This window comes from Treponema porcinum (assembly GCF_900167145.1).
Lineage (GTDB): Bacteria > Spirochaetota > Spirochaetia > Treponematales > Treponemataceae > Treponema_D > Treponema_D porcinum.
In genome coordinates, this window is sequence record NZ_FUWG01000016.1 from 20,164 (window position 1) to 33,612 (window position 13,449).

Below are 13,449 nucleotides of genomic sequence, written 5' to 3' on the forward strand. Positions count from 1 at the left end.
GTTTGTTTCACCCCACCCCTTAATGCAGCTAAACCGTAATTTTAAGTGCAGGCCTTCTTTAAAAAGAACAGCCTGCACTTTTTTTTATCTTTTCCTGAAAACACTGCGCTGAACGCAAACTTTCTGTCAGTTGTAAAAACCGCCTCTTTCCGCTATATTTTCCGTATCTTAAATCACATTTTATTCTAGGATTTTTTATGAAAACACTCAGCTTAAAAGATGAACTGCAGAACAACCCATACCCGGGACGCGGAATTATTGCAGGAAAATCTGCGGACGGCAAATACGCCGTGTCTGCATACTGGACAATGGGACGCAGCGCAGGAAGCAGAAACCGCGTATTCGTTACTGACGGCGAAGGAATACGCACACAGGCATTTGATCCGACGCTTATTGCAGGAGACCCAAGCCTTATTATCTATGCGGCAGTCCGCGTTCTTGGAAAAAAACTTATCGTAACAAACGGCGACCAGACTGACACGATTTTTGACGGACTTAAAAACGGACTTACCTTCGAACAGTCACTCCGCAGCAGAAAATACGAACACGATGCACCAAACTATACTCCGCGCATCTCAAGCATTCTTACAACAGAAAACGGCACCCTGCACTATGCCCTTTCGCTCCTCAAAAGCGACTCCGGAAACCCGGACTGCACGGAACGCTTCACCTACACGTATGAAAATCCGAAGAACGGCGACGGAAGATTTATTCACACTTACACCGGCGATGGAAATCCGCTTCCGAGCTTTGAAGGAGAACCAAAACTAATCCGCATAGAAGGCGACATTGACACATTTGCAAACAACATCTGGTCCTGGCTGAACGAAGAAAACAAGGTTTCGCTTTTCGTACGCTTTATAGACATCGAAACAGGCAAATACGAAACAAGAATTATTAACAAAAACAAATAATCCTTGCCATTCTATTTGTCATTCTCCGATAACCGATAATTAACATCGCGGAAAAAAAACTGCCGGTTCGTTCATCTTGTAAAAGAGTTCGAACTGGCAGTTTTTTTAGGAAATGCTGTATTTTCCCGTATTATTTTTTCCCTGTTTTTTCACTCGGTTTTTTCTTTGCGTCGGCAACCATCTGCTTCATACGCTCTTTTGCCGCAGCAACATTATTTACCATAAGAACCGGCTGTCCTGTTGCATCAAGCGTATCGCGCCATAATGCACCTTCCGGATCAACTACATTGCGGTGTGCAGTTGCCATTGAAATCGGAATATGAACGAACTTATCGTGAACAAGACCGATTACAATCTTTGTCTTTCCTGCCATTGCTGCGTGAACGGCATTGTTTCCAAGACGTTCGCAGTATACCGAATCAGAAGCCGTAGTTACAGACGCACGAATCTGATATGAAGGATCGATGTATTTTAAGTTGATGTGGAAATTCTTTGCCTTGAAGTATGCGTTTATTTCATCGCGAAGATATGTTCCTATATCAGCAAGCTTTATGTTTCCTGAAGCATCAGTCTGATTTGTCTTTGTAAGAAGATCCTGACCGGCACCTTCTGCAACGATAATAACAGCGTGATGATGTTCAACAAGACGTTTTTCAAGAGTTGCAAGAAAACCGTTCTCGCCGCCCAAATCGAACGGAACTTCTGGAATAAGGCAGAAATTCGCCTCGTGGCTTGCAAGAGCGGCGGCTGTAGCAATAAAGCCTGACTCGCGGCCCATAAGCTTTATAAGACCGATTCCGTTAATCTGGGAACTTGCTTCCATGTGACCGGCAGCAATTGCTTCTTTTGCCCGCTGAACAGCAGTTTCAAAACCGAACGAGCGGTCAATGAACTGAAGGTCATTATCAACAGTCTTAGGTACGCCTACAACAGCGCACTTAAGTCCGCGTCTTTCTACTTCATTTGCAATATCAAGAGAACCACGCTGCGTACCGTCGCCGCCGATGATGAACATCATATTTATTCCAAGGCGCTGAATGGAATCTACAATGTCAGTTACGCGCTGTCCGCCGCCACGGCTAGTTCCAAGGAAAGAACCGCCGATTTTATGAATTTCGTCAACATTCTGCGGATTTAATTCAATAGGAGCGTATCCTTCTTCTTCAAAAAATCCCTTGTAGCCGTACTGAATTCCAAGAATTTTGCGGACGCCGTAACGGTTCCAAAGACAGCGCACGATAGCACGGATTACGTCGTTCAGACCAGGGCAAAGACCACCGCACGTACATATTCCGGCGCAAACGTCTTTTGGCTCAAAGAAAATATATTCCCTAGGTCCAGCTTTCTGCATAAGATTTGAAGAGTCAAGGACATCAGGTTTTGTAGTATCAAAAACATTTACCGTATTGCGCACAAATGAATCATCAGTTACATAATTTGCGCGGCAGTCACCAACAACGGTCGACAGTTCAATCGGAGATTTAATTTTACAAACTCCCAGCGTTTCTGTTGTAAAATCAAACGTTTCTTTATTATCTGACATAGAAAAAACTCCTGAAAAAAAAAAGCCTGCTTTCAATTTTAAAAGACTTTTCTATAAGATATACATTATATTCAAAATTTTCAATCATTTTTCGATTTTTTTTACTGTACTAAGTGTATAATTATTCAGTATTTTGATTATAATAGACTGAATATCAGAGGTAAACACAAATGAAAACAAAAACAAGAAATCTGTTAATCGGCATTGCAATCGCCGTATTCGTCATTTTCAGCGCATATTCATGCGTAAGCGGAAGCTACAACAAGATGATTGACCTTGAAGAACAGGTAAGTGCACAGTGGGCACAGGTTGAAAATCAATACCAGCGCAGATACGACCTTATTCCTAACCTTGTTTCCACAGTAAAAGGATACGCAAAACAGGAAAGCGAAGTCTACACGCAGGTTGCAGAAGCGCGTTCAAAGGCTGGAGGAGTCATTACTATTGACGAAAGCATTTTAGAAGACGAGCAGAAAATGCAGCAGTTCCAGAGAGCTCAGGATTCTTTAGGCGGCGCCCTTCAGAGGCTTCTTTCCGTTACTGAAAACTATCCGGAACTTAAGTCAAACCAGAACTTCCTTGCACTTCAAGACCAGCTTGAAGGTACGGAAAACAGAATTTCTGTAGAACGCAAAAAATATAATGATATTGCAAGAAATTACAATACTACGATACGAAGATTTCCGAATGCAATGATTGCAGGAATGTTCGGATTCAAGTCAAAAGTCTATTTCCAGGCTTCTTCTGATGCACAATCTGCGCCGAAGGTTGAATTCTAATGAATACAAGACAGCTTCTAAAAAAAATAAAGCTTTCCGATTCCGACATGGCAGAAATAAAAGCTGCCGTAAAGAAAGTAGAAGACAAAACAACCGGAGAAATTGCACTGGCTCTGACCGCTGAAAGCAGTTCCTATTCTTTTTGGGAGCTGCTGGCTTCAATATACATAGCGGCATTTATATTCATAATTATGCTTCCGCTTGCGCCGGCAATAAACTCATTCTATGAACGGTTGCGCTGGGCTCAGCCAGTATGGTTTCTTCCTGCATTCTACGGAATTGCCTGCCTTGCAACAATCGTCATCAGTTTCTGCGTAATGAACGTTCCTATCATCGACCGTTTTATAATTCCTCGCGACATACGGCGCAAGGAAGTTACGCACAGGGCATTCCGTTATTTTACGGAATCCGGTATATACGACACGAACGAACATTCAGGAATACTGATTTTCGTTTCATATATGGAACGTCAGGTACGGATTGTAGCAGATTCTGGAATTGCAAAAAAAATTCCGCAAGATTTATGGAACATTATTGCAGATGAACTTGCTGCCGGAATAAAAACAGGTCACACAAAAGAAGGATTTACAGGTGCCATTGAAAAATGCGGCGAACTTCTTGCAGAACATTTTCCGGCACATTCAGAAAATCCGAACGAACTGCCAGACGGACTTGTCATACTGACGGAGGACTGATTATGAAAAAGTTTATTTCCGTAATAGGTGTACTTATTACATCTGCCTGCATTTTTGCGCTGGACATTCCTGTTCTTTCAGCACACGTAAACGATTATGCAGGCGTTATGAAAAACGCAGACAAACGAAAGGCTGAAGAATATCTTTCTGCACTTGAAAACACTACAGGAATTCAGATTGCCGTTCTTACAATCCCTTCGCTGGAAGGAGAAAGCCTAGAATCGTACTCGTATAATGTTGCAGAAAAATGGCAGCTTGGTCAGAACGGAAAGGATAACGGCGCGCTTCTTCTTGTAGCAATGAAGGAAAAAAAGGTTCGTATAGAAAACGGTTACGGTCTGGAAGATACGCTTACGGACACAAAAAGCGGACTGATTATCAGAAACGTCATTCTACCGGAATTCAGAAACGGTAATTATTCGGAAGGAATTTTACGCGGCGTTCAGAATATGGGCGGAATTGCAAGCGGAAACGCAGAACTTGTTTCAAAAAGCGTTTCCGAACCAGAAAACACTTCAAGCGGTGCAGAAAGCGTACTGTTTGGATTTTTGTTTGTATTCGGATGGTTCATATTGTTTTCATGCCTTGCAAGCGGAAGGCAGAACCACTGGCTTCCGTGGATAATTTTCAGCAGCGCATTCCGTCATCAGCACCACACGCACGGTGCAGGATTTTCTTCCAGCGGAATACGGAACAGCGGCTTCGGCTCTTCAGGCGGCTTTCACGGTGGCGGAGGTCACTTCGGCGGCGGAGGAGCATCTGGAGGATGGTAGGGGCATAGGCAGAACGTTTTGTTCATTCTATAACGTGTTTTCCTACGCATGGCAGTTTTACTTTGTAAAACTGGGTTCTACAGTTTTGGACGCACAAAATCGGCCCATACGTGGTCGGCTTTTGCTATGTGAACTAAAATCCAATTAACCATAAACTTATAAAAAGCAAGTCCTGCATTCCTGTTATCAAGCGCAAGATTTTTTACCTGCCTGTTCACCTCGGCAATAAAGCCGTCGTGAGCAAGTTTGTGAGCATCAGCCCCTACATAACCGTATTTCCGCATGAATTTTTCTTCAAAAGAAAAATGATATACAGTATAATCCGTAAGTCCTTTCAGAACTTTAGACATCTCAACTTTATATGTATCAGCTTCATTTGAAAGTACTTCATATAAATCATTTGCAATTTTCAGCAGTTTTTTATGCTGATTGTCAATCTCCGGAATTTCAAGCAGATATGAGTCATTCCATTCAATCCTATCCATAATTTAAGCCCCTAAAAAAATGATAATCGCCTTAAACTGATAAACAGATTCCTGACTTCGCAAAAATCCCTGAAATGATTTCAACTACAGCTCAATATATAATGAAACATATGAAAAAGCAATCAATCTTCACCCCAACCTATAACATTTTTTTATTTTTACTACAAAAAAGGACTGATACTGCACAAACAGTATCAGTCCACTTTGTCAAAAAAGCAAAAAAGTTCTAGTTAGCCTTTCCGACCAGACACATCCATTCAGCTTCTGCGCAGAGCGTTTCACCGACGTATGCTTTTCCAGCCTGCTTAATCATTTTCGGACTTACGCGGAGATTGGTAATTTCCATACGCACTTTGTCGCCAGGGCGAACCTGATTGCGGAATTTTACCTTATCAAGAGTAGCAAAGAAGAAAAGGCTTCCGTCCTCAAAATGTTTCTGATAGTTCAGTGCAGCACCGCCAGCCTGCGCCATCGTTTCGCACAGAATTACTCCCGGAACAACCGGATATTCCGGAAAGTGACCTTTGAAGAAAAATTCGTTTTCCGTAAACGTATGCTCGCTTACGCTTCCGTTTTCATCGCAGGAAATGATTTCATCAACGAACAAAAACGGTTCGCGATGCGGAAGCAGTGATTTTATGTCTTTTGTAACGCTCATCTGCTAGTCCTTGAATTTCTTTATGATAATTGCGCCGTTATGACCGCCAAAACCGAATGTAGCACTCATTGCAGCATCAATATTGCCTTCAACACCTTTGTTCGGAACGTAATCAAGATCACATCCGCCTTCTACATCCTGCTCGTCAAGATTGATTGTTGCAGGGAAGAAACTGTCATTTATTGCCTTTACACAAATCATCGCTTCGATTGCACCTGTTGCACCAAGACAGTGTCCGTGCATTGATTTTGTAGAAGAAATCTTAAGTTTCTTTGCATTCTCTTCGCCAAAAGCAAGTTTTACCATACGAGTTTCGCTAGGATCATTGATGTGAGTAGAAGTTCCGTGCGCATTGTAATACTGAATTTCAGAAGGATCCATTCCTGCATCTTTCAGAGCGCGTGTCATACACTGAGAACCAACTACTCCGTCCGGATTTGGTGAAGTAAGGTGATAACCGTCACAGGAAGCACCGTACCCCATCACCTCACCGTAGATTTTTGCACCGCGTGCCTTAGCGTGTTCGTATTCTTCAAGAACAAGAATTGCACTTCCTTCGCCCATTACAAAGCCGTTTCTTTTCTTGTCGAACGGACGGCTTGCTTTTGCAGGATCTTCAAAACCGCTTGACAGCGCGTGAAGAACCTCAAATGCAACTACTGCATAACCGTTGATTGTAGATTCAGCACCACCGGCAAGACAAACGTCCATTCTTCCGTTGCGAACCATATCAAAAGCCGTTCCCAGAGCGTCAGTTCCGCTTGAGCAGGCTGTAGATACGGCAAACGTCGGTCCGTGAAGGTGGAACTGCATACAGATGTTTCCTCCGGCTTCGTTCGGGATAAGTTCCGGAATCGTCATCGGAGGAGTTTTTGAGCAGCCTGATTTATAATAAGAAATACAGCCGGACTCAGTTATTTCAAATCCGCCGATTCCAACACCAAGAATACAGCCTGTTTCATCAAGAACTTTCTGATTTCCCATAAGATTTGAATCATCAAGTGCCATTTTTGCCGCTGCAACAGCGTATTGCGTAAAGCGTGCCATTTTGCGTGCAGCAGAAGCGTCCATATACTGCGCAGGGTCAAAATTCTTTACTTCTGCGGCATATTTTACTTTATTAGGAGTACAGTCAAAATGAGTTATCGGACCAACTCCAGATTTTCCAGCCTTTACGGCAGCCCAGGTTTCATCAACAGAATTTCCAAGCGGAGTTACTGCACCCATTCCTGTAATAACAACACGTCTTTTTTCCATAATTCAATTCCTTATCTAAATAAAATAACCGCTCTCCAGTCAGTTTGTTTGTTCTGTAAAATTATGCGCCCATTCCGCCGTCAACACCAAGTACCTGCGCGGTAATATACGTTGACATATCGGAAGCAAGGAACAATGCTGCATTTGCAATGTCCTCAGGCTGTCCTGCACGCTTTAGCGGAATCATCTGAAGCCAGCCTTCACGCGCCTTTTCGTTCACGGCTTTTGTCATATCAGTTTCAACATAACCTGGTGCAATGGCATTAACACGTACACCGCGCGCAGCAACTTCCTTTGCAAGAGATTTTGTGTAGCCAATAAGACCTGCTTTACTTGCAGAATAGTTTACCTGACCTGCACCGCCGTGAAGTCCGACGATACTTGTCATATTGATGATTGAACCGCTTTTTCTGTGAATCATATCGTTTGAAACAATCTGGCTTACTACAAAAACAGCAGTCAGATTGATATCAAGAACTTTCTGCCAGTCTTCAAGTTTCATACGGAATGAAAGACCGTCTTTTGTAATACCGGCATTGTTTACAAGCACGTCAAAACCACCAGATTCGGAAAGAGCTGCCTTCACTGTTTCGGAAAGTGCAGCTGCATCCGCACAGTCAGCACAGATTTCGTGGAATGCAGTTCCTTTTTCTGCAGCAAGTGCTTCCAGTTCCCCGCGTGCATCAGACGGACGGGAACAAAGTCCCCAGACTTCCGCACCGTTTGCAATGAAAAGCTCTACAATTTTGCGGCCGATACCGCGGCTTGAGCCTGTTACAAGGGCTTTTTTATTTTTTAACATATTCAGTTTACTCCGTTGATTGTATCTACTGTATTTATTGACGAGCAGTTCCATTTTTCGCCGAATTCAGTCTGTTTCCACAAACCGCCAAGGACGCGTCCAGGACCTACTTCAAGAACCTGCCATTCATCAGAAGATTCTGACGTCATAAGCGCACCAAGAACAGCCTCTTCGTCCGTCCAGCGAACCGGATTTGTAAGATGAAGAACTGCATTTTTCTTGATTTCAGCGCCGCTTACAGCTTTTTCTCCCGTAACGTTGCTGAACAAAGCAATTTTCGGGTCATTGAACTGAACGCCGGCAATAGCCTTTTCAAATTCGTCTGCGGCTTTCTGCATAAGCGGACAATGGAACGGACCTGCAACGGCAAGGCGTACACAGCGGCGCGCACCGGCCTCGGTAAATGCTTTTTCAGCAGCGGCAAGACCGTCAAAAGTTCCGCTGATTACAGTCTGTTTTACGCTGTTTAGATTTGCCGCATAAACATCATCTATTCCATTTGCAATCTCAATGACTTTTTCCGGAGGAAGACCAAGAATTGCGCTCATTCCAGGAGCGTGACCTTCATTTTCTGCGGCAATTTCTTCGCACACAGACTGCATAATCTTTCCGCGCTGGCAGACAACTTTTATAACGTCTTCAAAAGAAAGAACGCCGGCGGCATACAAAGCCGGAAATTCACCAAGACTGAAACCCATTGCAGAAGCCGGAACAATACCCTTTTCCTCAAGAACAGACATCGTCGCAACAGAAGCAGCAGTAATCGCAAGCTGGCTGTTGTCGCTGCGGCTTAAAAATGCAGCATCAGATTTCCACAAAAGATCAGGCACATTGATGCCTGCTATTTCTGATATTTTATCAAGAATTTTACGTGCAGTCGGAAATGCATCACAAATATCTTTCATCATGCCAGGTTCCTGAGCGCCTTGTCCAGGAAATAAAAAAGCAAATTTCTTTGACATACAAAACCTCGTTCTTTTTATTTAAATGACAATATCTTTATTTTTGTCATTAACATCTATTTACAGTCTAACAAATTGAGATATTTTGTCAAGAGTTACGCAACTCCACACTTCACCATCATAAAAAAAACGCCGGTTCTGAAATAAATCAGAACCGGCATTTCAATTTGTTCTAAGCCTTAAAATTCATCAGCAATGAATGCATAACGTCAATGTTTTCTTTTGTCTTTAACGAAAGGTCAGAAACATTCTGAGCCGCAGCATTTATCTGCTGGGAACCGGCTGCCATTTCGTCCATGCTTCCAAGAATAACGTCCGTAATCTGCGAAACTGTTTCCATATTCCCGGAAACAGCCTTTATTCCAACCGTAAGTTCGTTTGACTTTTCATTTACCTGCACGGACTGGTTTTTCATATCACCAAGTGCCTCTAGAATCTGGTTTGAAGCACTTTCCTGCTCGGTCATCGCGTTGTCAATCTGCCTAATGATGGTATCAGTAGAACCAAGCTGCGTTACGATATTGTTAAACGCAGTCTGAGAAGCATTTGAAAGCGAAACAACATCGTTTATAGAAGATGAAATACTGCGCAGTTCCTCATCAATATTCTTAGACTGACTGCTTGACGTTTCTGCAAGCTTGCGGATTTCATCTGCAACGACGGAGAAACCTTTTCCGGCATCACCTGCATGAGCTGCCTCAATTGCGGCGTTCATTGCAAGAAGGTTTGTCTGTGCCGCAACCTGAGAAATCATTTCATTTGCCTGCAAAAGCATATTTGACTGTTCAGCCATCTGCGAAACTTTTTCCGTAACATTCGTAATTTTTTTGTTTCCGTCATCAATTGTAGAAGCTAGAGCAGAGAAACTTTCTGCCATTTTGCGGACGCTTTCTGAAACGGAAGAAATGTTACCGAGCATTTCCTCAATCGCCGCAGAAGATTCTGTAATTCCTGCTGCCTGATCATTGATAAGGCTTCCGAGATTTTCAATATGCTCTTCAGATTTTCTAAGAACATCAGCCGTATTCGTTACTGCATTAGCCTGATTCTGAGACTGCTTGCGCACGCTTTCAATGTTAGCCATAATCTCTGCCGTTGCGCTTGCAGACTGCTGGGAGTTTGCTCCAAGATTTTCACCGATAGACACAAGAGATTCCTGTGCGTTGTTCATTTTTGAAATAAGATCACGCAGAATTGAAATAAATGTATTGATGTCCTTGCAGATTGAAGCAAATTCATCATTTCCTTTTTCCGGAAGACTTATAGTAAGGTCTGCATCGCCAGAAGCAAGATTTTCAACAGTTTTTCCAACACTATTAAGAGGTCTTATAATTTTCTGCGTAATCAGAAGAACCATAGAAGTAAGCAGTATTATAGAAAGAATAAGTGCAGCGCCAACAAGAGGTGTAAATACTTTTAACACAACATACTGAATCAAAGACATTTCTTTTCCTATAAATAGGACTGTCAGCACTTCTCCGTTATTATCCTGAAGTGCAAAATAGTCTGTCAAAAATACCTTGTCATCGATTTTTGCCTTAACGATAAGCTGGCCTGTCTTTCGTGCATTTTCCAGAAGCGACTTGTCCGCAATTTCAGTTCCTTTCATACCGTCAATGCTTGTATAAAAACGACGTGCACCGGCAAAAACGGTAAATTCCATGTGCAGCTGCTTGCTCATCTGAGATACAAATTCATCAGAGAAAAGTTTTCTTTTTGCTATAACAGCACCAGACACGCCACTTCCACCTTGAGCAAGAATCGGACAAGCACTGACAACATACAATTCATCACCTATTTTTTCCACATCAGAAGAAGAATTGCCGTTCAACGCTTTTTTCAGAAGCGCATTATTTCCCTTCTCTCCCTGCGGATAAGAAGCGATGACAGAAGCACTTCTGTCATAATACGCTATGGAAGAAACACTGAAAAAACCGACAGCTTCTTTTGTAACAGCATCAAGTTTTGCAGCCTGGACGTATCCTCCAGCATCAATAATGCGGTTATTTTCTATATTCTTTTCTATCCACAGAACAGCTCCGTCAAGCTGCCTCTGAACTTTATTAATTTCAAGCAGCGTATCATCCTGCATCTGTACCAGTTCGTCCTTAAAATAATTTTCCAGACTTTTCTGCAACTGGAAATGGATTACCCAAAACAAAAGTCCGCTGTAAATAACAATTCCTGCAATCAACGTTATCAATACCTGTTTTGAAATTGATTTTGTTTTTGACTTTTCTTTCATTATGCCTCCAATAAAAAGCCGATATTCGCAACAAGCTGCGAGTGTGCAAGTGTAAAAAAGTTGTGCAATTCAAAGTTTAGGCAGATAAAATATGAGCTGACATATCAGCCTTACCTTACATCCGAATTATTGCTTTGCAGAATTTAATTATAGCATAGATAAATGAAAACGCTAGTTATTTATAAAAAATTAAGTCAAAAAAAAGGAAATCAAAATGGAAACCGAATAAAAAAGACCGACGGCCTAAAGGAGAGAGAAAAAAAGCCGACGGTCTGGAGAATGAAAATTTAATTTACATTTTTAAATAACAGGAGTATGTATTTTCGCTTTCACTAAAAACAACAGATAAAATGATACAAGGTTACAAAAAAACATTGTTTTTGGGAAAATTATTATGCACCGTTCAGTTTAAGGCAGAATCTGCCAAATCTTCTATATATTGTGCTTCTGCCGCAGTTTGAACGGTAGTTCCGGCGGTCTTAAGAGACTGCATCTGTTTTTCCTGTATTTTTTTACGTCTTTCAGAAAGAGTTTTTGCCGCAAGAATTATGCCTGCCGCCTCGTCGGAGCGAATGCTAAGACACTGCGAAACGGCGGACACTTCCGCATTGCACAGGTTTTCTACAGTCATAAATTTTTTCGTAAGAAGCCGGGCGCGCTTTTCGCCGACGTTCGGAATTTCCAGAAAAACAGAAACAATATTTTCTTTTGTACGAAGTGCCTGATTGCGACTTGTGGCAAAACGGTGCGTTTCGTCACGAACACGCTGTAAAAGCCGTAAAGCATCACTGCGTTTAGGAAGGCACACAGGAGAAAAAGCGCCCGGAAGCCAGATTTCCTCATCGCGCTTGGCAAGACCGGCAACCGGTATATCAAGATTAAGCGCCTTAAGAACGCCCTGAACGGCATTCACCTGCCCGATACCGCCGTCTATCAGAATAAGATCCGGTAAATCGGCCTGTTCATTTAAAAGACGCGTATAGCGGCGACTTGCGGCCTCCCGCATTGACTGAAAATCGTCTATATAGCCATCAGTAGTTTTCAGGCGGAAATAGCGGTAATTTTTCTTGTCCGGATTGCCGTTGTAAAAACTGATAAGGCTCGCCACCGGAAATTTTCCGCCGATATGGGCAATGTCAAAACCTTCAATGCGGACAGGAAGATGCGGAAGATGAAGAATGTCGCGCAGTTCTTCCAGTGCAGGCATATCACCGCGCTCACGCATCCGGCGTATAATATCTTCTTTTGCATTATGAAATGCCATATTCATTGCGGCAGTATGACGCGCGGCATTCTGGATATTATCCGAAACAAGAACTATCTGCGCATCTGCCTTAAGTTTTTCCGTAATCCATTTCTGAAGGTAGGAAAGACCTTCTTTTGTAGGAACAAAAACAGTCGGCGGAACTTCTTCTTTTGAAGTGTAGTACGCACTCATAAATTCGCCGGAAAGTTCATCGTCTTCATTAAGGCTTGTAACACGGTAATTATCCCTGCCAAGAAGTTTTCCGCCGCGTACTTTAAGAACCGTAAAGCTTACAAGTTCGCCTTCGCGGCTGTATGCAATGTAATCACGGTCTTCATTGTCAAAACTTTCCACAACATTCTGATTTTGCATAATCATCAGGGCGCGAAGTCCGTCCCTAAGCCGGGCGGCTTTTTCAAAATTAAGTGCGGCGGCAGCTTCCTTCATTGCAGCCTCTATGCGCGCCGTCGTTTCAATTCCTTTTCCCTCAAGTAGTGCAGAAATTTCTCCGAAATATTCATTGTAGGAGTCTTTGGAAATTTTACCGCAGCACGGAGCCTTGCACTGCCCCATATGATAGTACAGGCACGGAGCATCGCGTTTTTTGAAAGTCCTGCAATGACGAAGCGGATAGATTTGATACAGCGCATCTATAAACGTATCAAGCGCCGCCGCATCGGGATACGGTCCGAAATATACAGAGCCGTCGTGAAGAACATTCCGCGTTTTGAAAAGGCGCGGAAATTCCTCGCGGGTTATGCGCAAAACAGGATACGATTTTCCGTCCTTAAGGTCGATGTTGTATTTTGGCGTATATTTCTTAATCAGATTGTTTTCCAGCAGGAACGCCTCGTATTCGTTCGCAGTGGTAATGTATTCTATGGAAGAGGCATTGGAAATCAAAAGACGAGTCTTGATGTCTTTTTTCCCTGAAAAATAGGAAGAAAGGCGGTTCTTGAGGTTCTTTGCTTTTCCTACATAAATAACGTCGTTCTTTTTGTTGCGCCAAAAATAAACGCCGCTTGAGGAAGGAGCTTTTAATGCAGTCTGGTGGAGCTGTTCTCGCACCGGATTATTGTTTGACATAGGA

Annotated in this window: 12 protein-coding genes; 4 read left to right on the forward strand and 8 right to left on the reverse strand. The window is 42.8% G+C overall.

The genetic code is table 11. The annotated features are described in order from the left end of the window. The first annotated feature begins 197 nt into the window (after positions 1–197). Positions 198–914 (forward strand): IMP cyclohydrolase, encoded by a 717-nt coding sequence (locus B5D55_RS10120; RefSeq protein ID WP_078933896.1) that lies wholly within the window; start codon positions 198–200, stop codon positions 912–914. A 130-nt stretch (positions 915–1,044) separates the two neighbouring features. On the opposite strand, the gene B5D55_RS10125 is transcribed toward B5D55_RS10120, so the two are convergent. Further along, positions 1,045–2,457: an ATP-dependent 6-phosphofructokinase gene (locus B5D55_RS10125; protein WP_078933897.1), complete on the reverse strand. Its 1,413-nt coding sequence runs from the start codon at positions 2,455–2,457 to the stop codon at positions 1,045–1,047. A 170-nt stretch (positions 2,458–2,627) separates the two neighbouring features. Here B5D55_RS10125 and B5D55_RS10130 point away from each other — a divergent pair, with 170 nt between their 5' ends. The 3 genes from B5D55_RS10130 to B5D55_RS10140 are packed head-to-tail and all read left to right on the forward strand — an operon-like array spanning position 2,628 to position 4,704. Then, positions 2,628–3,236 (forward strand): LemA family protein, encoded by a 609-nt coding sequence (locus tag B5D55_RS10130; RefSeq protein WP_078933898.1) that lies wholly within the window; start codon positions 2,628–2,630, stop codon positions 3,234–3,236. Next, the gene (locus B5D55_RS10135; protein WP_078933941.1) at positions 3,236–3,931 is read left to right on the forward strand and encodes a TPM domain-containing protein; all 696 of its coding nucleotides are present in this window, start codon (positions 3,236–3,238) and stop codon (positions 3,929–3,931) included. Before B5D55_RS10130 ends, B5D55_RS10135 begins: the two co-directional genes overlap by 1 nt. Positions 3,932–3,933: 2 nt before the next feature. Next, positions 3,934–4,704 (forward strand): TPM domain-containing protein, encoded by a 771-nt coding sequence (locus tag B5D55_RS10140; protein WP_159446210.1) that lies wholly within the window; start codon positions 3,934–3,936, stop codon positions 4,702–4,704. 77 nt (positions 4,705–4,781) lie between these two features. Here the strand turns inward: B5D55_RS10140 and B5D55_RS10145 are convergent, their stop codons facing one another. The 7 genes from B5D55_RS10145 to uvrC all read right to left on the reverse strand — a co-directional run bounded on the left by B5D55_RS10145 (position 4,782) and on the right by uvrC (position 13,445). Next, positions 4,782–5,189, reverse strand: coding sequence for a bacteriohemerythrin (locus B5D55_RS10145; protein WP_234975424.1), 408 nt, complete (start codon positions 5,187–5,189; stop codon positions 4,782–4,784). A 226-nt stretch (positions 5,190–5,415) separates the two neighbouring features. Continuing rightward, positions 5,416–5,847: a 3-hydroxyacyl-ACP dehydratase FabZ gene (gene fabZ, locus B5D55_RS10150; RefSeq protein WP_078933901.1), complete on the reverse strand. Its 432-nt coding sequence runs from the start codon at positions 5,845–5,847 to the stop codon at positions 5,416–5,418. 3 nt (positions 5,848–5,850) lie between these two features. Beyond that, positions 5,851–7,104, reverse strand: a complete 1,254-nt coding sequence (fabF, locus tag B5D55_RS10155) for a beta-ketoacyl-ACP synthase II (protein WP_078933902.1) — start codon at positions 7,102–7,104, stop codon at positions 5,851–5,853. A gap of 61 nt (positions 7,105–7,165) precedes the next feature. Beyond that, on the reverse strand, positions 7,166–7,906 hold the full coding sequence (gene fabG / locus B5D55_RS10160) for a 3-oxoacyl-[acyl-carrier-protein] reductase (RefSeq protein ID WP_078933903.1): 741 nt from the start codon (positions 7,904–7,906) through the stop codon (positions 7,166–7,168). 2 nt (positions 7,907–7,908) lie between these two features. Further along, positions 7,909–8,868, reverse strand: coding sequence for an ACP S-malonyltransferase (locus B5D55_RS10165; RefSeq protein WP_078933904.1), 960 nt, complete (start codon positions 8,866–8,868; stop codon positions 7,909–7,911). A gap of 172 nt (positions 8,869–9,040) precedes the next feature. Continuing rightward, complete coding sequence (locus tag B5D55_RS10170; RefSeq protein WP_078933905.1) at positions 9,041–11,113, reverse strand: methyl-accepting chemotaxis protein; 2,073 nt, start codon at positions 11,111–11,113, stop codon at positions 9,041–9,043. Positions 11,114–11,516: 403 nt separating this feature from the next. Then, positions 11,517–13,445 (reverse strand): excinuclease ABC subunit UvrC, encoded by a 1,929-nt coding sequence (uvrC, locus tag B5D55_RS10175; protein WP_078933942.1) that lies wholly within the window; start codon positions 13,443–13,445, stop codon positions 11,517–11,519. Positions 13,446–13,449 lie beyond the last annotated feature (4 nt).